Genomic DNA, 25,395 nt, shown 5'->3' on the forward strand with positions numbered 1-25,395 from the left:
GATGATCCTGGACCCCAGCGGCCGCGGACCGACGGCCAAGCAGTTGACCCTCGCCGGACTGGCGGTGCTGACCACGGTCGCGGTTCTGCTGTACCTGCTGGCGCTGCGCTACACCGGGTACTTCGAGGACAAGGTTCCCGTGACGATCGTGCTGACCAGCACCGGCGACGGTTTGCCGGGCCGGGCGGATGTCAAATTCCGCGGGATGGTCGTGGGCCGGGTGGCCGGGGTCGACGTGGTGGCCCGCGGCGCCGAGCAGCGGGCCGGTGTCGACCTGAAACCCGATGTGGCCGCGACGATTCCGGCGAACGTGTCGGCCAGGGTGATCCCGAACAATCTGTTCGGCGTCACCGCGATCGAACTTCTCGACAACGGCCCGGAGACCAGAACGCTGCGGGCGGGCGCGACCATTCGGGAGGACACCGGCAGCGAGACGGTGGCCTTGCAGACCACGCTGAACGTTCTGCGCGACGTGCTCCAGAACATCCAGCCGGAGAAGCTGGGCCGGGTGCTGGCCACCCTCTCCGCGGCGCTCGATCCCGCGGCGCGCGTGCCCGGCTCCACGGTGGAGCGCCTGGACACCTGGCTGACCGAGATCAGGGCGACTCCGGGTGTCGACGCGCTGTTCGGGGATCTCGGGCGCGCGTCGATCGCGCTGAGCCAGTCGGCTCCCGAACTGGTCGGGGTGCTCGCGGAATCGGTGACCACCGCCCGGACGCTGGCCGAGCGGCGCGCGAAACTCATCGACCTGCTCGCCACCGGGAACGCGACGGTGGAATCGGTCAACGCGCTGTTCGCCCGCAACCCCGACGCGGGCAAGTTCCTCGTCTCCGGGCTGGACGATCTGTTCGGCAGCCTGGCCAAGGACCCGGAAGCCATTCCGTACACGGCCGCCAATCTGAACGTCGCGCTGCAACGGCTGGCTACCACGTTCCACTTCGGTCCGGCCAAACAGATGGTGTGGAAGATGGACGTCTCGTTCACGCCTTTCCAGCAGTACACGGCCCAGGACTGCCCCCGCTACGGCGACCAGTACGGCCCCCGCTGTGGCGGCACCACAGTGCCCGAGGTGGCGCCCGAGCAGAACTATCCGCCGCAGCTGATGCCGAGATGGCTCGACGCGGCGGGGCCCGCGCCGGTGCCGGTACAGCCGGGACCGCTGGGCGCCATGGGGCTGGTGCTTCCCGGCCTGCCCGCCATTCCCGGTCTTCCGTTCATCCCGGGCCTGCCGTCGATTCCCGGTCTCTCGCCTGCACCCGGTCCCGTCGCACCAGCCCCCGACGCGCCAGCGCCCGACGCGCCGGGTCCCGATGCACCCGCCCCCGGCGCACCGGCCCCTGACACGCCGGCACAGCCGATCGCGCTGCGTGGGTCCGACGCCGTGGCGGCGATCGTCGGAACCCGGCCGACCGTGGCGCAGTACCTGTTGCTGAGTCCGGTGCTGGCCGGCGGATCGGTCACCGTCACCGCCGCTCACGAGGGAGGGCGCAAGTGAGATCAGCCAAGGCGCTGCTGGGCTTCACCTTGTTCGCGGTGGTGGCCGTCGTGCTCACCTTCACCATCTGGTCCACCTTGCAGCGGTCGGTCGCCGGCGACACGCATCGCTATTCGGCGGTCTTCTCCGATGTCCTGGGACTGCGCGTCGGGGACGACGTGCGCATGGCGGGGGTGCGGGTCGGTCGCGTCGACGAGATCGATTTCACCGACGGCTACCGCGCCAGGGTCGATTTCCGCATCGATGAACGCCAGCGGCTCACCACCACGACGAAGGCGCTGGTGCGCTACCAGAACCTGATCGGACAGCGCTACATCGCGCTCGCGCCGGGTAAGGAAGCGGGCACCGTCGTCGCGGCGGGGGCGCAGATTCCCCTCGAGCGAACCGAGCCCTCGTTCGACGTGTCCGCGTTGCTGTCCGGGTTCGAGCCGTTGTTCAGCGTGCTGCAACCCGATCAGGTCAATTCCCTGTCCGAAACGCTGATCCAAGCCCTGCAGGGCAACCAGGTGTCGCTCAGCAGCCTGATCACCCAGGCCGCCGAGCTGGCGGGCACGTTCGGGCAGCGCGACGAGATCCTCGGCGAGGTCCTCGGCAATCTCAGCTCGGTGCTCAGCGGTCTGGCCAACCGCAGCGGCGAGCTGGAGACGCTGCTGACCCAGGCCAGGGCGCTGGTCGAGGCGCTCTACTCACAAGGGGAGAGTCTCAAGCACTCGGTCGACCGGGTTGCCGCGACGACCGACTCGCTGACCCAGCTGATCATGCAGGTCAAGCCGGGACTGTCGAAGGCGCAGAACGACGCAACAACAGGTGTCGCGTTGCTGCTGCTCAACGGCGCGTCGCTGGACCGGGCCGCGGTCGAACTGCCCGCCGTCCTCAACGGCGTCGCCCGCTTCACCAGCAACGGCGCCTACGGCAACGCGTACCTGTGCAGCCTCGACGTGTCCCTGTGGGGCGTGCTGCTCCCGCCGGGGCTGTTCTCCCAGGTCGGCGGCAACTCACATTCGGAGGTGTGCCGATGAGAAACGGCTTCCCGGTGCCGGGATTCCTGCGCAATCGTTATCTGCGGCTCGGCCTGATCGCCGCGGCCACGGTGGCAGCGCTGCTGATCGGATCGAGTGTCCTGACTCAGGCCCGCCTGGGCGACAAGACGATCCACGTCGAATTCGCCCAGGCCGCCGGTCTGCGTCCCGGTGCGACCGTGGACGTGTCGGGGATCGAAGTCGGTGCGGTGCACGCGGTTCGGTTGGAGGGCACCAAGGTCTTGGTGGACCTGAAGGTGCGCCGTGATCTTCGCCTCGGCCCGGACGCGCGTGCCGCCATCAAGATGTCGACGATCCTCGGCCGCCTGCACGTGGACCTGGTGCCGGGCGACGGAAAGGGTCTGCCGGGCAACCGGATCCGCATCGAGAACACCTCGGTGCCGTACAACCTGAGCAAAGTGATCCAGGACCCGAAGTACAAGAACTCCTTCGAACGCATCGAACGCCTCGATCCACGGAAACTTCGCCAGGCGCTGGATCTGGTCGACCAGCAGATGGGCGATTCGCCGCAGCTGGCGGTCCAGGCGCTCGACAGCATCGGCGCGCTCGCGAAGGTGGTCACCGATCGCCGGGACGAGGTGGACTCGTTGCTGAAGAGCATGGATCAGGTGTCCCAACTCGTCTCCGACAACCAGAACAGCGTGCTGCTGTTGCTGACTCGCGGCGAAGCGATCGGCACGGCCGTCCAGAAACGGCAGGACCTGCTGAAGCAGTTGCTCGACAACGTCGCGGCCCTGTCGCGATTGCTGCAGGAGATGGGCGTGGAGAACAACGGCCAGCTCGCGCCCCTCATCCACGATTTGAACACCATGTCGGAAGGGTTGGCGAAGAACCGCGACAACCTGGACCGGCTCTACGAGAACATGCCCATCGCTCTGCGGCAGTTCAACAACGCCGTCGGGAACGGGCCCTACGGCGACGTGTGGGCGCCGTGGTTCTTCCCGGACAACTGGCTGTGTTTCGCACATGCCGTACAGGGGTGCAACTGATGAGAACACGACGACTCGCCCAGCTCGGCGTGCTTATCGTGACCGCGCTGGTCACCGCGAGTTGCGGGCTCGTGCCCGACCGCCTGACCACGCTGCCGAGGCAGTACCTCGGCGAACACGTGCGCATCAGCGCCGACTTCGAGAATGTGGCCGGCCTGTACGCGGGCAACGAGGTGGCGGTGCTCGGCGTTCCGGTCGGCCGCGTCGACACGGTGGTGGCCAAGGGCAGCTACGTCCAGGTCACCATGAGCTTGGACAAGGGAACCAAGGTCCCGGCCGATGCCGTGGCCGCCCTGGTGTCGCCGCAGCTGATCACCAACCGTCATGTCGAACTCGCCCCCGCCTACAGCGGCGAGGGGCCGATCCTCACCGACGGGACGCACATCCCGCTGGCCAGGACGCGCACACCGGTCGAACTCGACCGCATCCTGCAGAACTTCGACCAGCTCGGAGCCGCGCTACAGGGCGACGACCAGAACGGCCCGATGGCCAGCCGAGTGCTGTTCCCGCTGCTGGACGGCAACGGCGACAAACTGCGCGAAACGCTGGACGCGTTGTCCTCGGCTTTCGAGGTGACCTTCGCCAACAAGGATCAGATCTCGAACACGATCATCAAGCTCAACGAGATCACCCACGTCATCGCCCAGAACGACCGAACGGTCCGTGACTTCAGCGGCCGCCTCACCGAATTGGTGCGGCTGCTGGGGGACCAGGCGCCCGGTCTGCAAGCGGTACTGCGGCAACTGGACGAGTTCGTCACCAACACCTCCACGTTGGTCGGCACGAACTCCGATCAGCTCGCCGGTGCGCTGGAGCGCTTCACGACCATCACCGAACAGATGCGGGCCAACGCCCGCGGCCTCACCGAGATCGTCGACGTCGGGCCGCTGCTGTTCGAGAACCTGTCCAACGCCGTCAGCCGGGAACACCAAGCGCTGCGCCTGCACGCGCTGACCGACAAGGTCCTGCTCGACAACGAGGTCGTGTCGCAGTTCTGCGAACGGATCCAGATGCGCCTCGACGGCTGTCGCACCGGAAAGATCCAGGACTTCGGGCCCGACTTCGGCCTCACCGCAGCGCTGCTGGGGATCTCGAAATGATCGGTACGAACGCGCTGCGGCGCACCGCGGTGGCGTCCGTGCTGGTCGCTGCGCTGAGCACCGCGACAGGATGCACTATGACCGTGGCGAACCTGCCGATGCCCAAACCCGGCATCGGGGCGCCCGGCTATCCGATTCGCGCGACGTTCCGCGACGCGCTCAATCTGCCCGACCACGCGCACGTGAAGATCGGCGGCACCGACATCGGGGTCGTCACCGCGATCAGCACGACCAACTTCGTCGCCGAGGTGGAAATGCTGATCCGGGAGGACATCCAGCTGCCCCGCGGCACCACCGCCGAATTGCGGCAGGCCACGCCGCTCGGCGACATCTTCGTGGCGATGACCCTGCCGCGGACCACACCGAACGCCGAGCAGCTGCGCGCCGGTGACGTCATCGGCACGGAGCACACCTCGGCGGCCGCGTCCGTCGAGCAGCTGATGATGTCGGTCTCGATGCTGATCAACGGCGGCGGCATCAACCAGGCCGCGAAGATCACCTCGGAGATGGATTCGATGTTCGCGGGCCGCGCGCCGCAGCTCGCGCACCTGCTCAGCGAGTTGACCAGCGTCATCGCCGCGCTGAATCAGCGAACCGGTGACATCGACAACGTCCTGACCGGCCTCAACGTGCTGACCGGGGAATTGGCCAGGCGCAAAGCCGAACTGGGCGCCGCCGCCGACACCTTCCCCGGACTGCTGGCTCTGCTCGCCGAGAACAATCAGTCCATCGTCGACCTGCTCGACAAGGTCTCGACCACGATGACCGCGCTCGGCGACTTCACCGAAACCACCGGGCCGCAGGCGGTCAGCCTGTTCGACAGCATCCAGCGGCTGATGGCGGGCTTCACCCAGATGGGCGACGATCTCGGCGGAACGCTGGACGGTCTGCACACCCTCTACCCCTCACTGATGGCGAGCCTGGACGGACCGGCCTTGGCCGTCGCGGCGACGGTGTCCTACCTCAGTGTCGGGGCACTGACCGATCCCAACGGCAGCAGGCCGCCCGAAGTCGGCGACGTGACCGCGTTCATCGGCAGCCTGGCGCAGGTCATCGAGCGGGTGATCGGCCGGGTCACCAGTCCGCCCCAGCAACCACAGCAGCAAGGAGGCGGCCGATGAATTCCCCGTTGTGGCAGTGGCTGGTGCGCCGCCGCATCGCGGTGGCGAACTTCGGCTTGGTCGTGGTGCTCGTCCTCGGCGCGGTCTATCTCGGCGCCGAAGTCCTGCGGATCAACCCGCTGCCCGACAACTACTCGGTGACCGTCGAACTGCAGTCGTCGGGCGGCTTGGCGGCGGGCAACGACGTCACCTTCCGCGGTACCAGGGTCGGCAAGGTCACGGAGGTGAAAGTCGCGGGCAGCGGTGTCGCGGCCGTGGCCGAGATCGATGCGGCGGCGAAGATCCCGGTGGGCGGCACGGTAGCCGTCGGCCGGCTCTCGGCGGCGGGCGAGCAGTACCTGGACTTCCGCCCGGATTCCGACACCGGCCCCTACCTCACCGACGGCGCGCTGGTGGAACGCTCCCAGACGACGGTCCCGGTCAGCGTGCAGTCGGTGCTGACCAATCTCAGCGGCTTCATCGGAGGACTGAATCCGGACCGGCTGAATGTGATCATCGACGAACTCGACAAGGCACTGGCGGGCGGCCCCGACCAACTGCGGAACATGGTCTCGGGCATCAGCCGCGCCATGGCCGGGTTGAGCGATCTGCTCCCGCAGACCCGGCAGTTGATCGAGAACCTCGAAGTGATCGCGGAGACGACCTCGCACGCGCAGCCCGACCTCGCGACACTGACCCGCACGGGCGGTGTGTTGTTCGAACAATTGACGGCAGCGGACCGAGAAGTACGTCACTTCCTGGACGAAGGGCCCGCCCAGCTGAGCACGCTCGGCGGCTTCGTGTCCCGCACCCAGGACCCCATCACCAACCTGGTGACGAACTTCGTCGCGATCACCAAGGCCGCCAAACTGCGGGCACCGGCGATCGCGGCACTGTTCCCGGCGCTGCGGGTCGGCTCGCAGGCGTTGGGTATTCCCGCCCACGACAACGCTTTCCATACGCTGGTCGACATCTGGCCGCGACCCACGTGCGAGTACGACACCATCCCCCTGGTCCCCACGGACAAGATGGCCGACACCCGGGTCCGGCTCTACAACTACTGCGTCACCAGCGATCCCGCCCTGCAAGTGCGCGGATCGGCGAACGCGCCGCGTCCCGACGTGCCGGACAACGGAGCCACCAGGCCACCGGGCGTCGGTGGCGACGAGCTGTCGCGCCCGGTCCCCGGCAATTAGGAGAATGCACATGAACAGTGACGACGTCGATCCCGGCGCCGCGGCCGAGTCGCCCGCGCCCGCCACGGACGAGCAGGCCGCCGAGCCGGGGAAGGCCGGCTCCGGCGAGACGAAACCGGCCGAGGTGAACCGCGAGACGGTCACCACCGCGACCGCCGATTCCGGCGCCGGCGAATCCGCGGGCGGGTGGCGCAGGCTGCGCCGTCTGGCGGCCGGGCGTCCCGGGACGATCGCGCTGCGCTCGGCGGCCGCGCTGCTGGTCGGCGTCTCGCTGGCCGCGGCAGGTTACTGGTATGTCCAGAGCGACAACAGCAAGGACCTGCTGGCAGCGCAGGAGGACGCGCGCGCGGCCGCCTGCCGCTACGCGCCCGTCCTGGCGAACTACGACTCCAAGCACCTGGACACCTACTTCGCCGCGGTCACCGACGGCGCCACCGGCGACTGGAAGAAGCAGTTCGAGTCCACCAGCACCGAACTGCGCGAAGTGCTCGGTCAAGGCGAGGTCGTCTCGGCCACGCGCGAGGTGCAGTGCGCGATTCGCGCCGGGGACGAACAGTCCGCAGAGGCGATCGTGGTCATCGGCCAGACCATCACCAGTCTCGGTACCAAGGGCAAGCCCGAACCGGGTCAGCTGTCGATGGTGATGCGCCTGGAGAAAGTCGGGGACCGCTGGCTGGTCAACAAGGTCAATTCGCCCCTGACGACGCCGCAGCGCCCCTGACCGGCAGCGTGCGCAGGGGAGTGCGGCGAAACAGCGCCGGGACCGAACCCGTCGACCCCGGCCCGGAGCGGGTGGTGCGCCGCCGCCCGCGCGACCGGAAGGCGCAGATCGCGGCGACGTCCGCGGCCGCGTTCGGGGCCCTCGGCTACCACGGCGTGAGCATGGAGGAGATCGCGGCCAAGGTCGGCATCAGCTCCGCGGCGCTGTATCGCCACTACCCCAGCAAGTACGCGCTGTTCCGGGAAGAGCTGCTGCGCTTGGGGCAGCTCACCGTCGAGGCCGCCACGCTTCCGCCGCAGGCTGGAAGCTGGAGCGCCGCCGCTCGGCTGCGGCACGTCATCGACGCGCTCGTCGCCCAGGCCCTCGCCAACCGCCCGACCGTCACCTTGGCGCGCTGGGAAGGTCGCTACCTGGACGAGGAAGACGGCAAGACGCTCACCGGTCAGTTCGCGGCCTCGCTCGCCGCGCTGGGTCGGCTGATCGACGCCGTGCGCCCGGGGTCGACCAAGCAGGACAGATTCGTCCGGGCGGTGGCGGTGCTCAGCGTGGTCAGCAGCATCGGTGACCATCACGCCGCGCTGCCGACGAAATCCCTTGCCGCGCTGCTGACTTCCGCGTGCTGGACGGCGGTGCACGCGCAGCTGCCGGCTTTCGTCGAGCAGCCTCCCGCCGCGGCGCCTGCGCTGGAGGCGCCGACGCCGTTCAAGCATCAACTGCTCTTGACGAAAGCCGTGGAGCTGTTCCACGAACGGGGATATCCGAACGTCAGCGTCGAAGACATCGCGGCCGCGGCGGATGTGACCGCCGCGTCGGCGGTCTATCGCTACTACCGCAGCAAGAGCGATCTGTTGACCGCGGCTTTCCGTCGTGCGGCCGACCGCGTCGCCGACGCCATCGGTCCCGCTATCGCGACCTCGGCCACCCCGGGCGAGGCGCTGACCGAATTGATCGCTCTCTACGTGGCCGGGTCCTTCGCGGAGCGGGAACTGACGTTCGTCTATTACACGGAGTTCTCCCATATCCCGGCCGAAGACCGGGTCGTCCTGCGCAACATCCAGCGGCTCTCCGTGGCCGAATGGGTGAAATTGCTGGTCGCGGTGCGCTCCGAGCTCTCCGAAGCGCAGGCGCGCATCCTCGTGCACGCCGCGTTCGGCTTGGTGGTTGACCTCGGCAGAGCGCTGGAGGGCGGTCGGCGCGGCTGTCCGCAGGATGTCGTGATCCGCCTGATGGAGGCCGCCTTGTTCGAGACGGCCGCACGGCCGCCCGTCGTGCGGGAGTGAGCGCCCATCCGCTGCGTGTGGCGGAGGAATAGTCACCTACATATCTGTTGATTGTCTGATGAACTGCCACGATATGGACGTCTACTCGGCCGCAAAGCTCTATGCAGAAGCGAGAATAGTCACTAACATATGGTCAGGTGACCATCCTGGTCATCGAACGCAGGAGAGTCCGACGCGCGCCGATGTCACCGCGAATGGGCAGCGGGGGTAGGAGCGGGACGTCACCGTGATCGGCCGCGTCCGGTCGGCGTCGACGCGACCGATTCGCCTGCTCGCGCGGCGTGTGAACGCAGATGGAAGGAAATCCCGATGACCGCAGTCGCTCATCAACCCGATCGCGGCCACAATGTGCCGCTCACCAAGGACCGCACCCGGATCGGCATCAGCGTGACGCATCGGCCGTTCACCAAGCGGCCTCTCGAGCTCACCGACGCGCTGGACTTCTGGTCCTTCGCCGGGGCCGCGGCGAACGTCGTCATGCAGATGGCGCGGCCGGGTGTCGGCTACGGCGTGGCCGAGAGCAAGGTGGAATCGGGATCGCTGATGAAGCATCCGTGGAAACGGGCGCGGACCACGACGCAATACCTCGCGGTCGCCATCCTCGGCACCGACGAAGAGCGCGCGGCATACCGGGAAGCGGTGAACGTGGCGCACCGGCAGGTGCATTCGGCGCCGGGGGCGCCGGTGAAGTACAACGCGTTCGACCGCAACCTCCAATTGTGGGTGGCCGCCTGCCTGTACATCGGTTTCGAAGACACCTATCAGCTGTTGCACGGCAGGATGAACGACGAGCAGGCCGAAGCCTTCTATGCCTCGTCCTCCACCCTGGGCACGACCTTGCAGGTCACCGAGGACATGTGGCCGGCGACCCGGGCGGAGTTCGACGAGTACTGGAACTCCGCGTGCGAACAGGTCGCGCTCGACGACTACGTGCGCGACTACCTCGGGAACCTGCTCGAGCTGCGCATGATCCACTGGTACCTGCGGCTGCCCTTCCGGAACCTGCTGAAGTTCCTCACCATCGGGTTTCTGGCCCCCATCTTCCGCGAACAACTCCGGGTCGAGTGGACGGCCGCCGACCAGCGGCGCTTCGAGAACCTGTTCGTGTTCGTGTCGTTCGTCAACCGCTTCATCCCCCGCTTCGTGCGTCACGGCGGATCGCACGGGCTGATGGTCGATCTGCGCCGCCGGATCCGCAAGCAGAAGAACTTGATCTAGGCGAGGGGTTCGCGAGCCCCGCGGACGTCGGTGATCGTGCCGACGTCGGCGGGGCTCGGAGCGGCCGCCGCCTTCTTCATCGGAGAATGGCGGATAACATATGCCCGGCCGCCGAGGCTAAGCGCCGCTCTCCTCCAGTGCGCGACGCAGCAGCTTGCCGGTGGCGTTGCGGGGCAGCTCGTCGACGAAGACGACCTCGCGCGGCACCTTGTGGCGGGCGAGGTTGGCTCTGACGTAGTCCTTGATCTCCTGTGGGTCACACTCGGCGTCCTCGGCGGGCACGACGAACGCGCGCAGCCGTTTCCCGAAGTCGCGGTCATCGACGCCGACCACCGCGGCTTCCAGGACGTCGGGGCGCTCGACCAGCAGGTTCTCCACCTCCAGCGGGTAGACGTTCTCGCCGCCGGAGATGATCATGTCGTCGTCGCGTCCGTCGATGAACAAGCGGCCCTCGGCGTCGAAATGGCCGACGTCGCCGCTGGAGAGCAGTCCGTCGACCATCTCCTTGTTCCGGCCGTCGGTGTAGCCGGAGAAGCTCAGGCCGCTGGAGACGAAGATCGTGCCGACCTCGCCGGGAGTGGTGATCCTGTTGCGTTGCGCGTCGTAGATCGCGACCCGGCAACCCACGGGGGGTCGGCCGACCGTCCCCGGTGCGATACGCATGTCCTGCGGGGTGGCCACGGCGGCCACCGCGACCTCGGTGGAGGCGTAGAGGTTGTAGAGCACGTCACCGAAGGCATCGGCGGTGCGTCTGCTGAGATCCGGCGAGACCGGTGCGCCCGCGGTGAAGATCACCTTCAACGATGTCGTGTCGTACTGCGTCAGTACACCGGGGCCGAGGTCGAGAATGCGCTGCAGCATCGTCGGCACGACGACCAGCGTCGCCGCGCGGTGCCGCGCGACGTTCGCGAGAGTGTGGCGGGGATCGAACTTGCGCTGCTGGAAGACCACTTTGTTGCCCAGCGCCCAGCCGAGCGCGAACTGCGACAGCCCGGTGCCGTGGAAGATGGGCGCCGCCATCACGACGGTGTCGTCGCGCGGCATCGGTACGCGGTGCAGGAACTGCGCCGATTGCAGCGGCGAGACCTTGTCTCGCGGCGCGCCTTTCGGGGTGCCGGTCGTGCCGCTGGTCAGAATGACGATGCTGCCGGGGCGGTTCGGCGCGGGCAGCGCGGCGGTCGAGTTGGCCGTGATCAGCGACTCCGTCGTCGGTGTGTCGTCACCGATGGCGTCGGTGTCGTCCACCCAGGTGAGGAATCGCGGTACCGTCGCCGGAATCGCGCCGAGGAGCTCGACGAACTCGCTGTCGAGCAGAATCGCGCCGACCTTCTCCCGCTCGGCGACCGCGGCGAACTGTGGCTTGGCGAACCCGGTGTTCATCAGCACCAGCCGGGCGCCCAGTTTTCCGGCTGCCAGCAGGGTCAGCACCAGTCCGCGATGGTCGCGGCAGAGCGCGGCGAGCACGGTGCCGGGTCCGATTCCGGCGGCGGCGAGCCCGCGGGTCAAGGCATTGGACTGCTCGTCGAGTTGCTGAAAGGTGAGCGATCCGCGTTCGTCGATGATCGCGGGCGCGTGCCCGTGGCGGCGTGTGGCATGCGCGAGTGTCGTGACGAACGGCCCGTACACGGAAGCGTCGCGCATCACCCGGAGCAGCTCACCGGGGTGCGCGGGATCGAACATCCCGCGCTTGGCCAGTACGGCGGCCGCGGAGAGCAGGTCGGTCACCGACCTGACCGCGGCGACCGGCGATCGCAATGTCGTCATCGAACACCTCCAGTCGAGCCGATCGGCGAGCGCGGCGCGGCCCGCACTCGCCGGCTCGACGCAGCCTATCGCATAGGAAGAATAGCCGTTCACATATTTGGCCGACCGGAGCCGGTGGAGCAGGCATTTCGGGGTTGCCGACGGGGCGCGGTGATGAGAGAATGCAGTGTAATTTATATCAATATCTCGCTGGAGTGCGGCATGTCTCGTCCTGAACCGTCGGCACCGCTGCCGGCCACGTCCGAAGTGGACCCCGCCCGCCGACGCCGCTACATGGCGGGGCCCGCGGCGCTGCTGGGCGGCCCGGCCAATGTGATCATGCAGCTGAGCTTGCCTCCGGTCGGTCGCGGCGTGGTCGAGAGCACGGTCGACAGCGGTCGCTTCACCCTGCATCCGCGCAAACGCGGCCGCACGACCCTGACCTATCTGGCGGTGGCGATGCTGGGCACCGAGGAAGACCGCGCGGCCTATCGGGCGGCGGTCAACACGTCGCACCGTCATGTGCGGTCCGGCCCCGACAGTCCGGTGAAGTACAACGCCTTCGATCCGGAACTGCAATTGTGGGTCGCCGCGTGCCTCTACCGCGGCACTCTCGATTCGCTGACCTTCCTGTACGGCCCCGTGGACGACGATCTGGCCGACGAGCTGTACCGCGAGGCCAGTCGATTCGGGACGACGTTGCAGATGCGGCCGGAGCTGTGGCCGCGCGATCGGGCGGCATTCGCCGAATATTGGGACGCGAAGCTGTCCGACCTGGCGGTGGACGACGAAGTGCGGGCGTATCTGCTCGACCAAGTGGTCGATCTGGGGCCCTACCGGCGAATCGAGCGGGTGTTGTTTCGCCGGGTGAACCGGTTCTTCACCACCGGCTTTCTGCCGCAACAGTTTCGTGCGGAGCTGGGGTTGCGGTGGAGCCCACGCCGGCAGCGCGTGTTCGAGCGGACGATGCGTTCGATCGGGCTGGTGTTGCGCGTGCTGCCGGAACGCTGGCGTTTGTATCCGTTCGAAACCTATCTCCAGGATATGCGCAGGCGGCGCGAACTCGGGAAAACGTTGGTGTGAGAACACAACTGGGTGCTGCGGGCAGCGCGCGCGCCGTCGGTGACACGGGCGGTCCGGACGTGCCGGGAGCGTTGTTGCGGAAGTATCTCGGTGACCGTCGCTTCGCGCTGGCGCTGCCCCGCGCGGTAGCTTTGCAGATCCTGCACCCTGCGATCGCGACGGCGCTCACCGAGCATGTGTCCTATCGGCTGTGGTTGCACAAGCGGCGCACCGTCAACGCGATGGTGCAGATCGCGTACTCCGACCGCGACCTGCGATCGCTGATCCACTCCGGACACGCGCACGTACAGGGTGTCGACGATTCCGGCGCCCGCTATCACGCGCTTCGGCCGGACGTGTTCTTCTTCCAGCACGCGACGTACGTCGACACGCTGTTCTTCGCGATCGACACGTTCATTCGTCCGCTCGGGCCCGCGGAAAGCGCGCGACTCTACGACGAATGCGTCGACTGGTACGGCCGATACGGCATCTCCGCGCGGTATATGCCGCGCACGCTGCCGGAGTTCCGCGACTATTTCGCCGAGACGTGCCGCACGGCTCTGCGCCTGAGCCCAGCCGCGCTGCAACTGGCGCCGCAGGTGTTGCGCCCGGACGCGTGGATACCACGGGTGCTGCCGAACCGCGTCGTGCGAGCGATACAGCACCCGCGAGCGCTGGACCTGCTGGATGTGCCGCGACGCCGGGCGGACCGGCACGCATTGTGGCTCTACGCCAAGGCGCTCGCAGCGGCGGCGGTCGTGGCGCCTCGTCGGGCGAAGTACCTCTACACCGCGCGCACCGCCGCGTAGTATGAGGAAATGACTGAAGAAACGTATCAGTCTCTCGCTGACGACGTTTCGCGTACGCGGCACGTCGCGGTCGTGGGAGCGGGTCTGGCGGGTCTGGCCGCCGCGGTTCGGTTGGCGGAGCGGGGCTACCAGGTCAGCTTGCTGGAGAAGCGGGGACGGCTGGGCGGTCGCACTTTCTCCTTCGACGTGGCCGGTGTCGAGGGCATGGTCGACAACGGTCAGCACCTGTTCGCGGGCTGTTACGACGCGCTGCTCGAGTACGTCGGCACCATCGGGACCAGGGACCTGCTGCGCTGGGACGGCCCGCCTTTCGCGATCCGCACCGGCCCGGGGCGGCTGCTCACCACCCGAGGGCCGCGCTGGTTGCCTGCCGTCTTGCGCAACACTGCCGGGCTGACCTGGTTGGCCTGGCCGCCGATCCCGTGGCGGGACCGCCCCGCCGCCGTGCGGGCGTGGCTGCGCATCGGCGCCGCGGCCTGGAAGCCGTCACCGGACCTGGACGCGAAGACCGCCGACCGCTGGTTTCGCGACATCGGCGTACCCGATTCGCTGCGGAAACTGACCTTGGACCAGCTCGTGATCGGACTGCTGAACGAGAAGCCCGATCGGGTATCGGCTTTCACCTTCGCGCAGGCACTGCACTTCATCGCGCGTCGAGCGCTGGCCGGAAATCACCGTGCGGGCGACGCGGTGTGGCCGCGGGTGAGTCTGCACGAACTGTTCGTCGCTCCGGCCGAGCGTTTCCTGCGCTCCCGTGGTGCGCGGATATCGACCGGAGCGCAGGTGGTCGACGTGGAACTGGCCGACGACCGGCTGGCCGGTATCCGGTTGGCCGACGGCAGCCGGATCGACTGTGCCGCTGCCATATTGACGCTGCCGCCGTGGTCGCTGACCACACTGCTGGACCGCGGCGTGCTCGGTGAGCACGAATTCTTCGATCCCGCGCGCAAGATCGAGCCCGCGCCGATCTCCAGCGTCTACGTCTGGCTCGACCGCCCGCTGCGCATGATCCGCCTGGCCGAGAACCTGCGGGACACCACTATCGAGTGGGTGTTCGACACCAGCGGCATGCACGACGGCGATCGCCGGAACGGGTACTGCTACTCGCTCGCGGTGAGCGCGTCCTGGGATGTCGTCCATCTATCCGGCAACGAATTCATCGGCAGGGCAATGGAATCCCTGCACCAGCACTATCCGGAGGCGCGATCCGCGCAGGTCCTGCGGACCAAAGTGATCCACCAGCCGCAGGCCACGTTCTCGGCCTCCCCGGGATTCGAGTCGTTGCGACTGAGCCAGACGACACCCGTCCCCGGGCTCTTCCTCGCCGGCGACTGGACCCGGACCGATCTGCCGTCCACCATGGAGTCCGCCGTGGAGAGCGCCCGTCGTGCCGTCGCCGCGGTCGAGGAATATCTGGCGTGAGCGGTCGGTGCCGCCTCGGGCACGGGCGACGGCCCGCTTTCGGCGATCGCGTGGCGGACTGAAACCTGTTGCGGCAGCGCATCGCACGCGGCGAGAAGCCGATCGAGAGCCCGCGACGTCCACCCTGTCGCCTGCCGACCTGCGGAACAGCTCGAGATATGAACTTCGAGGCCGGTGGGCGCTACAGTACGGCCGTGACAGAGCACCGATCGCCCATCGGCGGGGATCGCTCGCAGGACCTCGGAGTGTCTCCTTCGCTGGACCTCCGTTCCGCCGACTGGTCGAGTTCCGATGAGACCCTTGCCCGGCTGTTCCAACGTGTCGAGACGTATGCCATAGAGGCACGCGATTGGTACGCGCGGGACAAACAGATGAAGCGGCGGACCAGCCTAGCCCTCACGGCGGCGGTGATCGTGCTGGGTCTGGTCGGAATCCTGGTGCCACTGCTGACCACTGCCGGAGTCCACGCCGTCAATCCGAGCTGGGGTTACGCACTGCTCGCCTGCGCCGCCGCCTGCGCGGCATTCGATCGATTCTTCGGCATCTCGACGGCGTGGACGCGCGACCTCCGCAACGCGCAGTCGATCAACGCGATGCTGTGCGACTTCCAGCTCGAATGGGCCTCCGTCTCGCGAGCTCCCGCCAATTCCAACGGGGAGATAGACCGCCGCATGGCACTGCTCAGAGATTTCTCCCACCGCGTCAACGAGGTCATCGCGCGCGAGGCGGACGCCTGAACGTCGCCGGTGGCGTAGTGCCCCACCGTCGGCGGCTGGCGGCGCATCGCCGCGGTGGGGCCGGGTGACTGTCCGTCACGGCCGATACCCGTGCGAGGCCGATGCTTTCTGCCGCGCCGGTGACGACGACCGCGGGCGATAGGCCAGGCAGGCGGCCGATGCCCCGTCCGCGGCCAGGAAGATCACCGTGCGGGCGGTGTCGATCAGACCCGCATCCAATGCGTGCAGATAGGCGTGGACGGGGGCCGCGGTGTAGGGATCTCCGATCGAAGGCTCGAAACTCGTGACCGACGCCGACGGGATGGCGAGGGAGTCGGCCAAGCGGGTGCGGAATCCGAGATCCTGGACCGGAGCCAGGAGCACCGCGTTCCCCTCGGCGAAATCTCCGCTGTCGAGCCCTTCGGCGTCCAGACAGGAGCGCACGGCCGCGGTCGCCAGATCGACGGGGGCCTCCGCACCCGCCCGAACGCACATGGCGTTGCGGCCGTCGGCGCCGGCAGCGGCCAGGTCCACCCAGGCGGTGGGGTCGACGGGGCCGGTCGTCTCGCTGGCGTGCAGCCGACCGAAACCGCCTGCGGTGGGCGAAGTTCCGAGCAGCAGCGCGGCGCCGCTCGCGCGGTACGGGAAATCGGCGACGTGGCGGCGGGTGGAAGGGTGGGTGTCGCCGGCGACCAGCAACGCGTACCGGACGCTACCGGTGGTCAGGAACGCTTCGGCGGTGACGAGGGCATGCAGCAGCCCGGTGGCCCCATGCATCAGGTCGAAGGAGAAGGCGGGAGCACGCTGTGCTTCGTAGGTCAGTCCGAGACCGATCCGCTTCTGGATGAGCGCCGACACCGCGGGCTCGGAGATGTTGTCGTCCCGGAAGACTCCAGCGTTGACCAGCATGCCGATCCGGCCGAGGTCGACACCGGAGCGCTGCACGCAGGCCAGTGCCGCGCGGGCGGCCAGTTCGAAGTAGCTACCGGTATCCGGGTCGGAGTTCGTCGCGGCCGCGACGATCGTCGTCGGCATCCTCAGGCCGCCAATCGCGAGATGGTCGCCGCGAGATATCCGGAGACGATGCCCGACGCCGCCGGAATCAGCAGGATCTTCGACCCTTTCGGGATTCGCTGCTGCGCCAGATGCTCGTGCAGAACCAGGAAGTGCGAGGTCGAGGCGGTATTGCCGTAGTCGTGCAGCACGTTGAGCGCCTGTGGCATCGGCGTGCCGAAGTGGCGTTCGGTCAGGTCCGAGATGAATTCGATGGCCGGGGCGCTGAACTGGTGATGGATCCAGTAGTCGTATTTCTCGCTCTCCCAGCTGCGGCCGGTCTCGGTAAGGAAATCGGCCATGCGGTTGATGGCCTGCTGGTAACGGGCCTCGTTCTGCATGGCGCGGTTGTCGGTGTACATCGCGATACCGCCGGTGCGGTCACTGGGCATTCCGATGCAGTGCTCGGCGCCGTCGGCCGCGGTCATGAGTTCCACGTAGTGGATTTCGTCGTGGTCGTCGCCGTGACCGTCGAGCACGACCGCGACGGCCGCGTCACCGACCGTCAACGCCGCGAACTGCGGGTCGTAGGGTTCGCTGATCTCGCGCACCGCTGTCTCGGCGATCGGCGTGATCTGCTCCCCGCTGACCACCAGGCCGTTGCGCACCACGCCGGCCTTGATCATGCGGTCGAGCACCAGCACCCCGGTCATCATCCCGGCGCAGGCGTTCGAGACGTCGAAGTGCCGAGCCGCCTTCGCACCGATCGATCGCCCCAGCATGAGCGCGAAAGACGGTGCGTAACAGAATATTCCCGGACCGCGAGTGCGCGTGATGGAGGCCGAGATGACGATGTCCAGTTCGTCGGCCCGGTAGCCGGAATGCCGCAGACAGTCCTCGATCGCGCGCAACGCCAGCTCGAAGGACGATTCGTACCGGTCCGGATCAGAGTCGTAGACACGCCGATTCCTGATTCCGGTGATTCGCTCCAGATCCAGCGACCTCGGCACGGCCAGGCCGGCGATCAGATCCTCGGTGGAGCGGACGGTCGTGGGTGTGTACGAGCCGATCGACTCGAAACGCGTACGAAGCATGGTCCCCTGCTTTCTGCTTCAGTCGGCGACGGAGGTCGTGGTGTGCTCGGCGACGACACTGTCGCCGATCGCGGGGTTCGCTACACGGTCAGCCCGACCAGGGCCGCGCTGACATCGCACAGCTGCCGTCCGAGCGCGTCGTCCTGCGCCGGACGCGACGGAGTCTTGACGCGGTTGTTCTGGAAGTAGCAGCCACTGACCGTGGCGACGGTGGGATCGGTGGCCAGGTAGGTGAGTGCCCGGCCGCCCTCCGCCGCGGAGATCATGAACACTCGTTTGGCGAGCGCTGCGAAAGGTCGCCCGAACCACGGCATCGAATCCCAGATTCCGGTCGCCACCGCACCGGGGTGGAAGGCATTGACCGTCACTCCGGTCCCTTCGAGGCGCCGCGCCAGCGCCCTGGCGTAGAGGACGTTCGCCAATTTGGAGCGGCTGTAGGCCTTCTCTCCCGAATAACCCTGCCGGAAACCAAGATCCGTGAAATCCATGGTGGCGCCGAATTGCATGACCGACGAGGTGAACACGATGCGGGACGGGGCGCTGTGCACCATCAGATCGACGAGCAGTTCGGTCAGCAGGAAACCGCCGAGATGGTTGACCGCGAACGTCGCCTCGATGCCGTCCTCGGTCTCGGTTCGGGTCTTGTAATAGCCACCGGCGTTGTTGGCCAGCACATCCAGGCGGTCATACCTGGCCAGGACCTCCTTCGCCAGCTGGCGCACGGCCGACTGCGAGGCGAGATCGCATTCCAGCGCGTCCACGCTCGCCGCCCCCGCGGAACGGACCAGCTGCGCCGCGTCGGCGAGCTTGTGTGGATTGCGTCCGGTCAAGACGAGCCGATGCCCCTGCGCCGCCAGCTGCTGAGCCGATTCGAGACCGATACCCGATGTCGCCCCCGTGATCAGGATTGTCTGCACAGCCGACCACCCTGCCACAGAAGTTTCCTCGTAGATTGCTGACACGACCACCGGTGCGGAATTTTCGCCGCTCGGATGCGCGCACCGGCCGCGGCTCGTCGGCGGCCCGTCGGGTCAGCGGTGCGCGGCGCCGCGCTGGGACGCCACGATGCGAACCAGATCGCCCAGGGCGATCTCCACGTCGGTGAGGTGCAGACCCCATGTCGCGTCCGGCACGGGGAACAGCTCGGGGCTGCCCGGTTCCGGGGTCGCCAGCAGCGCGGTCGCGTCGCCGCCACGCACGCACTGGATCCGGTACTTTTCGGCGGGGACCAGCCACGGGGTCGGCGCGACGACGGAGGACGGCCCGCGTCGGAGCGCGATCTCGACACCGAGCGGACTGGGCACGGGGCCTGCGCGGAGTACGGTTGCCGCGGTGCGCGGCGCGTTGTCGCTCAGCGATGCCGGGTTGGTGCAGGCGATCTCGTAGTCCGGGCCGTACGGCCGCGGCAGCGGCTCCGGGGTCATCGGGTTGCGGCCGAATCGGCTGTCCGGCGGCGGGGTCACGCCGAAGGTTTGCCAGGCGAGCACGCACCGCGTCTGCCGCTCACTGCGGCACAGGGGCAGATACCGGAAGTCGCCGCCGACGTCAGCGTGCTTCGGTACCACCACATTCCCGCCGAGCAGGATCGCCGACAGGATCCGGTCCCGCACCGCCTGCTGCGGTTCGATCTCCTCTCGGATCAGTTGGCGCAGCATGCGCGCACCCTGCGAATGCCCGATCAGCACGACGGGCCGTCCACTCTCGCGCTCCGCGAGGAACTGCCGCCATGCTCGCAGGACGTCTTCGTATGCGATCCGCGCCATCTCGGCGCGCTGCTCGGGGGAATAGGCCCGCTCCGCCGCGAGCGCGGCAATGGTCCGCTGCCGGTACACCGGTGCGAACACCTGACAGACCTGGGAAAACCGAGCCGCCTGTTGTTCGGCGACCGCCCGCACCTCCGGTGTCACCGCGGTATCGGAATTGGGCGTCGGTTCCAACGACACGGTCGGGTAGACATAGAAGCAATCCACTCCGGAATCCGCGGTGCGCGCGGGTTCCTCGCGCACATCGGGCTGCCCCTCCTGCCGCACCGTCGTCGCGGAGCTCCCTCGGCACGGATCATCCGCTCGATCCGGCCTGCACAACCACACGACACCGGCGTCACCGATCGGGTCCGCCACCGCGCTCACCGACGACCCCGCACACAGCCCGACTCCGCATACGACGGCCGCCGCCGCTCGCCGCCACCGACTGTTCCGCATCCGCCACCTCACTGGTTCCACACCGTGACCTCGCCGCACCGCGAACGGCCGTCCGGGCGCCTTCGACGGCGTCAGCCTAGCGATGAATACCTCAGCGCGCGCCGAGCGTTTCGAGGATCATCGGACGCGCGGTCGCGAGCGCTTGCTGCCAGTAGGGCCAAGTGTGCGTTCCGTCGACGATGTCGACGCGGGCGGTGATCCCCAGCGCCGCGATGCGATCACGGAACATCTGGGCGGCAGCGGTCGTCATCGACTCGAGCCCCATCGCGTTGACCGTGTTCCCGACGCCGTACGGCACATCGAGCGGACCGGGCAGGCCGTTGCCGGTCGAGACGTAGATCGGCAGTCCGCGCAGCAACTCCGCCTGAACGGTGGCGTCGTTGCGGCTCCAGGCAGGGTCCCCGGCGGGGCCCCACATGTCGTCGACGTTGAAGTTGCCCTCGTCGCGCATGGCTGCGCGCATCGCTTCGTTCCAGAGCGGAAACGTCGGGTGCAGGAATCCGGAGAAGGAGCCGGCGAACTTGAACTGTTTGCGATGGTGGGCGGCCAGCGTCAGGGCGGCGTTGCCGCCCATGGAGGCGCCGACGACGGCGTTGTTGGTGCGCGACACGCCGTACCGCTGCAGGTAGGCGGGCAGTTCCTGGGTGAGGAAGGTCTCCCACTTGTAGGTGGTCTTCTGACCGTTGGTGCTGCTCGGCCGGTACCAGTCGGTGTAGAAACTCGAGTGTCCACCGACCGGGAAGACCAATGTGATGTTGTCCGCGGCGAACTGGCGCAGGACGTCGGTATCGGTCGTCCACTGGTTGTGGTCGGCCGGTGCGCGCAGACCGTCGAGCACATAGAGGGCCGCGCTTCCACCGCGGGCGGCCCACTGAACCTGCACCTTGATCGGCCCCATGCTGGACGGTACGGACAGCTCCGTGTGACCGCCCGCCGGTGTGCGCGATATCGGCGCGTGGATCGGCGCGGCGGTAGCCACGGCCGCACCCGGCGACGAGATGAGCACGGCTGTCACCAGGGCAGCGCCGGTCTTCCTCAGCCCCTCACGAACAATCCGCTGCTTTCCAGATCGCGCTGCCGTGCCCACCCGCATACCTGCTGCTCTCTTTCTGTTCAGTCGCCGATGTATTCGAATCAGGTTGTCGCCGAGGGCAACTCGCTTCCTGCGCGCTCGCGGCCCGCTACGCCCGGATCGGAGGATCATCCTAGGTCGCGTCGCGGCGGCCGTGCAGTGCCGTCATAGTCAGGCATGGGAACCCGGACCCGGCCCCGGGGGCGAGTGCGGGCGGCTCACTGGCGTCGGTACGCGCCTGACCGTTGCCGATCCGTTTGCCGCGATGCGGATCACCTGCTGCGAACCGCGGTGAGCGACCTCGTCAGATGGTAGCCCGAACCACGGCGGCACAGCCGCCCTGCGGCGGTGCTCGGGAGTCCGGCGTGTCGCCGTGGGCGCGCCTCGAACGAGCGATGGGGCTCGCGATCCGAGGCACGCGACAAGCCTGGGCGTCCAGGTGGCGGCGCTCCGGCCGTGCACCCTCGCGAGTCCGGCGCGCGTCGCTAGTTCGCGAAGTCGGCGCTACGTTCGGCAGGGGCGTCGTAGACCAGGGTGTATCGCCAGAACAGGCGGCGTCGGATCCGGGCGCCGGGCAGCTCCCGCGCGGCAGCGGCTCGGATCTCCGCCAAGGTTTCCTTCGGGTCGGCGGTGGGCGCGGTCATGTGCGGGGGCGGCGCGTCCGCGCGGGCCGGATGCTTGATCAGTCCCAGCACCGGATTGGCGACCAGGGCGGGCAGCTCGGCGAGCAGGTCGAGGGGTCCGGCGCTGCGGTGACAGCCCACGATCACCAGTCGGCCGCCCGGCGTCAGACAGTCGCCCAACTCGCGCAAGGTCGGCGAAAGGGGCAGGTGATGCAGGACGGCGACGAGGGTGATCGCGTCCCAGCGCCGCTGTGGGTCGCGCCCGGCGAAATCGGCGTGCACGACGGTCACCGCCGGGTCGTCGGCGAAACGCTCCGCCGCCACGCGGACGGTCGCCGGGTCGGGTTCGAGCGCGGTCACGGTGGTGACGCGCTGACGCAGCCGGGCGACGAGGTTGCCTGTGCCACAACCGACATCGAGGACATGCCGCGCTCCGGACGCCGCCACCCGGCCGACGACCCAAGGGCCGTAGTGATCGTTGTGGCTCCACGGATGTCGCTGGTTGAACCGGTCGAGTCGAGACAGCACTACTTCATTCTCACAGCACGGTCTCCGTCCTCGGAAACCTCACGCGTCCGGCTATCCGATCGGCACGACCGTGACGACGTTCTCCTCGCGGGAGGCCACATACAGGCGGCGGCCGTCCCCCGACAGCAACACCTTGTCCGGAGCGCGGCCCACGCGAAGCCGGTCGACGACCGTGCCGGCAGCCGTGTCGATGACGAGCACCGTCGCGACCGTCTCGCTGCTGACGTACGCGCGGCTGCCGTCCGGTGACAGCGCGACATCGGCGCCCCGCTGGTCGAACTCGATCGACCGGAGCACCGTGTTCGTGGTCGTGTCGATGAACGACAGACGCCCTTCGGCCCAGTTGATCACCGCCGCGCGCCGCCCGTCCGCCGACAGCGCCAGCGCGCGGGCCCGGCCGCCGACGTCGATCGTCGCCGACACCGTGCCGGTCGCCAGATCCAGCACCGAGATCGGGTTCTGCGGATCGGTCATCAAACTGAATTCCACCGCGTACAGACGTGTGCCGTCCGGGGTGATCGCACCTGCGGCAGGCGCTCGTCGAACCGGAATGGGCGCGCCGACAAGGGCGTTGGTCGCGGTGTCCACCGTGGCGAGGCCATCGCCGTACTGGATGTACATCCGGGAGCCGTCGCGGGCGGGGAGGCCGAAGGTCGCGTCGGTCGCCGGAATAGCGGCGAGTCGCGTGCCGGAGATCGCGTCGTAGACGCCGACGTCGACGTTGTACCGGAACGCGTAGATCCGCGCGCCGTCCGGAGCGACCACCAGATGGTCCGCTCCCGCGACGGACGTCGTGCGCACGATCGTGCCGGTGCCGGTGTCGATCACCGTTGCCCGGTCCGAACCGGTGACGAACAGTTGCCGCCCGTCGGCGGAGAACGCCATGTCCTTGGGCGTCAGTGCGGGTACGAGGGGTATTCGTGCCGGCGACGGCGCCGGCGCGGCGAGCGATGTGGAGGGCGCGGCGGTCGTACTGCCGTGATCGCCGTCGCGGCCGGTCCGCAGGGCGAATGCCGTGCCGGACACCAGGATCAGCGCACCGGCGACCGCGCCGAGCACCAGGGGCCACCGGCGGGCCCGCGCGGGCGGCGCAGGCAGGTCGGGCGGACGTCCGTAGGACGCGACGAGCTCGGCCGCGCCGGGCGGCAGCTGGAAATCGAGGTCCGGCAACGCCGCGAGCACTCCGGCGGGGGTCGGCCGCCGCAGCGGATCACGCGCGAGGCACGCGGCGGCGAGCGCCCGCAGCCGGGGGTCCGGTACCGCGTCGAGATCGGGTTCGGCGTGCACCACCCGATACAGCAGCGTCGCGGGCTCCGCCTCGCCGAACGGCCCGCGCCCGGTCGCCGCGTACACCAGCACCGCGCCGAGCGAGTAGAGATCGGCGGCCGGACCGGCGAATTCGCCAGTGGCCTGCTCCGGGGCCAGGAATCCAGGAGTGCCCAGCGCCGAACCGGTGAGCGTCGCGGTGCCGACCGCGCCCGCGACCCCGAAATCGATCACCCTCGGGCCGTCCGCGGTGACCAGCACGTTCGACGGTTTCAGGTCCCGGTGCACCACTCCGGCCACGTGAATCGCCCGCAGCGCTTCCGCGATGCCGCGGACCAGGGTGATCACCACCTCGACCGGCAACGGGCCGTGTGTGGTGACCAGGTGCTCCAACGACGGGGCGGGCACGTACTCGGTGGCCAGCCACGCCGTGGTGCGTGACCAGCCCGCGTCGATCACCGCCGCGGTATGGAATCCACCGACCGCCCGCAGCGCCTGGATTTCCCGCTCGAACCGGCGCCGGAATTCCGGCTGCCGGGTCAGATGCGGGTGGATCACCTTCACCGCGACCAACCGGCCGCCGGGGGAGCGGGCCAGGAAGACCGTGCCGCCCGCACCGGCGCCGAGGCGGGCGAGCACGGAGTAGCGACCGACCGCGCGCGGGTCGCCGTCTCGAAGCTGTTGCACTGCTGTCCCGTTCCGCTAGATCGCCACGGCGTACACGTGCTGGTCCGCGTAACCGAACAAGGCTCGGTCCGCCAGACGCACCGCGCTCTTGGCCCGACCGACGGTCGCGTTCCAGTGCGACGCGCCCGTGCGCGCGTCGAGTGCGTGCACGCCGTCGCCCCACACCCCGTACAGCGTGTCCCCGCGGATCGCGACCGGACCGGCCACCGCCGCTTCGGTCCGCGCCAGCCAGCGGACGTCGCCGTTCGCGGAGTCCAGCGCGTAGAGCTTGCCGGACTCGGCCCCGACGTAGAGGATTCCTTCGGCCGCGGCGGCGTAGGTGCTCTGTGTGGTGCGCGGGGCGGTCCACAGCGGCGCCCCGGAATCCAGTTTCCGGGTGGCCAGACCGTCGTAAGCGCCCAGCAGGACCACCACGGAGCCCGCCAGCGCGGCCCGATCGGCGCTGTCGGCGGCGGCGCGCCACCGTTCGGCTCCGGTGACCGGGTCCAGCACGTAGAGCGTGGAATCGAGGATGATCGCGATCACGTCCGGTCCGGTCGCGACCTCGTCCTTCGAGAAGGCGGAGTGCTGTGTCAGCGCCGTCCACCGGGCTCGCCCGGTGACCGGATCGAGCGCGACAACGCCATCGAACGAATCCGAAGTCGCGTAGACGGCGGGCGGCTGGCTACCGACACCGAGGAACGTGCCGGAGACGAGGTCGGGCCAGCGCCGCTGCCCCGTCGCGGCGTCGAATGCCCCGATCCGGTTGAACGCCGCGGCGAACACGGTCCCCGCGTGCACCACCGGTGCCCGGACGAGTTCTCTGCCCATATCCGCTTTCCACAGCACCGTGCCGGTCGTGCTGTCCAGCGCGTAGACGTTGCCGTCGATACTGCCCGCGAAGACGCGGCCCTGCTCGACCGCGGGCGCGGTGCGGACCGGATCGTCGGCGGCGCCCACGTCGGTCTTCCACAACACCGTTCCAGCCGGTGGGCCGGACTCGGCTGTTGCCGCGCCCGGGGTGGTTCCGGTGGTCACGGTGCGTGCCACGATGGCCGCCC

The 25,395-nt window shown here is 68.5% G+C and carries 22 protein-coding genes; 13 read left to right on the forward strand and 9 right to left on the reverse strand.

Annotation, left to right across the window (positions count from 1 at the left end):
• The first annotated feature begins 1 nt into the window (after position 1).
• From HOV91_RS23915 to HOV91_RS23955, 9 genes are all read left to right on the forward strand, one after another.
• Complete coding sequence (locus HOV91_RS23915) at positions 2-1,495, forward strand: MlaD family protein (RefSeq protein ID WP_174187642.1); 1,494 nt, start codon at positions 2-4, stop codon at positions 1,493-1,495.
• Entirely contained in the window at positions 1,492-2,514 is a 1,023-nt protein-coding gene (locus HOV91_RS23920) for an MlaD family protein (RefSeq protein ID WP_174187643.1), read from the forward strand. Before HOV91_RS23915 ends, HOV91_RS23920 begins: the two co-directional genes overlap by 4 nt.
• Positions 2,511-3,524 (forward strand): MlaD family protein, encoded by a 1,014-nt coding sequence (locus HOV91_RS23925; RefSeq protein ID WP_174187644.1) that lies wholly within the window; start codon positions 2,511-2,513, stop codon positions 3,522-3,524. Before HOV91_RS23920 ends, HOV91_RS23925 begins: the two co-directional genes overlap by 4 nt.
• Entirely contained in the window at positions 3,524-4,624 is a 1,101-nt protein-coding gene (locus tag HOV91_RS23930) for an MCE family protein (protein ID WP_174187645.1), read from the forward strand. Before HOV91_RS23925 ends, HOV91_RS23930 begins: the two co-directional genes overlap by 1 nt.
• Positions 4,621-5,745 (forward strand): MCE family protein, encoded by a 1,125-nt coding sequence (locus HOV91_RS23935; protein WP_174187646.1) that lies wholly within the window; start codon positions 4,621-4,623, stop codon positions 5,743-5,745. Before HOV91_RS23930 ends, HOV91_RS23935 begins: the two co-directional genes overlap by 4 nt.
• Positions 5,742-6,920, forward strand: a complete 1,179-nt coding sequence (locus tag HOV91_RS23940; protein WP_174187647.1) for an MCE family protein — start codon at positions 5,742-5,744, stop codon at positions 6,918-6,920. The genes HOV91_RS23935 and HOV91_RS23940 overlap by 4 nt, the downstream gene beginning before the upstream one ends.
• Before the next feature lie 10 nt (positions 6,921-6,930).
• On the forward strand, positions 6,931-7,641 hold the full coding sequence (locus tag HOV91_RS23945; protein WP_217441065.1) for a hypothetical protein: 711 nt from the start codon (positions 6,931-6,933) through the stop codon (positions 7,639-7,641).
• Between the two features lie 20 nt (positions 7,642-7,661).
• A complete protein-coding gene (locus tag HOV91_RS23950; protein WP_312884743.1) occupies positions 7,662-8,921 on the forward strand; it encodes a TetR/AcrR family transcriptional regulator in 1,260 nt (419 codons plus the stop codon).
• Positions 8,922-9,230: 309 nt separating this feature from the next.
• Positions 9,231-10,139, forward strand: coding sequence for an oxygenase MpaB family protein (locus HOV91_RS23955; protein WP_174187649.1), 909 nt, complete (start codon positions 9,231-9,233; stop codon positions 10,137-10,139).
• Positions 10,140-10,256: 117 nt separating this feature from the next.
• On the opposite strand, the gene HOV91_RS23960 is transcribed toward HOV91_RS23955, so the two are convergent.
• A complete protein-coding gene (locus HOV91_RS23960) occupies positions 10,257-11,903 on the reverse strand; it encodes an acyl-CoA synthetase (RefSeq protein ID WP_174187650.1) in 1,647 nt (548 codons plus the stop codon).
• Between the two features lie 153 nt (positions 11,904-12,056).
• On the opposite strand from HOV91_RS23960, the gene HOV91_RS23965 reads away from it, so the two are divergent.
• The 4 genes from HOV91_RS23965 (at position 12,057) to HOV91_RS23980 (ending at position 15,912) form a co-directional block, all read left to right on the forward strand.
• Positions 12,057-12,965 (forward strand): oxygenase MpaB family protein, encoded by a 909-nt coding sequence (locus HOV91_RS23965; RefSeq protein WP_312884744.1) that lies wholly within the window; start codon positions 12,057-12,059, stop codon positions 12,963-12,965.
• Positions 12,962-13,753 (forward strand): oxygenase MpaB family protein, encoded by a 792-nt coding sequence (locus HOV91_RS23970; RefSeq protein WP_312884745.1) that lies wholly within the window; start codon positions 12,962-12,964, stop codon positions 13,751-13,753. The genes HOV91_RS23965 and HOV91_RS23970 overlap by 4 nt, the downstream gene beginning before the upstream one ends.
• Before the next feature lie 9 nt (positions 13,754-13,762).
• A complete protein-coding gene (gene hpnE, locus HOV91_RS23975) occupies positions 13,763-15,175 on the forward strand; it encodes a hydroxysqualene dehydroxylase HpnE (RefSeq protein WP_174187651.1) in 1,413 nt (470 codons plus the stop codon).
• A gap of 194 nt (positions 15,176-15,369) precedes the next feature.
• On the forward strand, positions 15,370-15,912 hold the full coding sequence (locus HOV91_RS23980) for an SLATT domain-containing protein (protein ID WP_174187652.1): 543 nt from the start codon (positions 15,370-15,372) through the stop codon (positions 15,910-15,912).
• 75 nt (positions 15,913-15,987) lie between these two features.
• Here the strand turns inward: HOV91_RS23980 and HOV91_RS23985 are convergent, their stop codons facing one another.
• The 8 genes from HOV91_RS23985 to HOV91_RS24020 all read right to left on the reverse strand — a co-directional run.
• On the reverse strand, positions 15,988-16,926 hold the full coding sequence (locus HOV91_RS23985; RefSeq protein ID WP_174187653.1) for a beta-ketoacyl-[acyl-carrier-protein] synthase family protein: 939 nt from the start codon (positions 16,924-16,926) through the stop codon (positions 15,988-15,990).
• 2 nt (positions 16,927-16,928) lie between these two features.
• Positions 16,929-17,978 (reverse strand): 3-oxoacyl-ACP synthase III family protein, encoded by a 1,050-nt coding sequence (locus HOV91_RS23990; RefSeq protein WP_174187654.1) that lies wholly within the window; start codon positions 17,976-17,978, stop codon positions 16,929-16,931.
• 80 nt (positions 17,979-18,058) lie between these two features.
• Complete coding sequence (locus HOV91_RS23995) at positions 18,059-18,895, reverse strand: SDR family oxidoreductase (RefSeq protein ID WP_174187655.1); 837 nt, start codon at positions 18,893-18,895, stop codon at positions 18,059-18,061.
• Between the two features lie 114 nt (positions 18,896-19,009).
• The gene (locus tag HOV91_RS24000) at positions 19,010-20,179 is read right to left on the reverse strand and encodes a DUF3089 domain-containing protein (RefSeq protein ID WP_217441066.1); all 1,170 of its coding nucleotides are present in this window, start codon (positions 20,177-20,179) and stop codon (positions 19,010-19,012) included.
• A gap of 91 nt (positions 20,180-20,270) precedes the next feature.
• A complete protein-coding gene (locus HOV91_RS24005) occupies positions 20,271-21,272 on the reverse strand; it encodes an alpha/beta hydrolase (RefSeq protein ID WP_174187657.1) in 1,002 nt (333 codons plus the stop codon).
• Between the two features lie 464 nt (positions 21,273-21,736).
• Complete coding sequence (locus HOV91_RS24010; protein WP_174187658.1) at positions 21,737-22,402, reverse strand: class I SAM-dependent methyltransferase; 666 nt, start codon at positions 22,400-22,402, stop codon at positions 21,737-21,739.
• 51 nt (positions 22,403-22,453) lie between these two features.
• A complete protein-coding gene (locus HOV91_RS24015) occupies positions 22,454-24,355 on the reverse strand; it encodes a protein kinase domain-containing protein (RefSeq protein WP_174187659.1) in 1,902 nt (633 codons plus the stop codon).
• A gap of 15 nt (positions 24,356-24,370) precedes the next feature.
• The coding region (locus HOV91_RS24020) for an outer membrane protein assembly factor BamB family protein (RefSeq protein ID WP_217441067.1) at positions 24,371-25,395 on the reverse strand (1,025 nt) is incomplete at its 5' end.

This window comes from Nocardia barduliensis, from assembly GCF_013315795.1.
GTDB classification, from domain to species: domain Bacteria; phylum Actinomycetota; class Actinomycetes; order Mycobacteriales; family Mycobacteriaceae; genus Nocardia; species Nocardia barduliensis.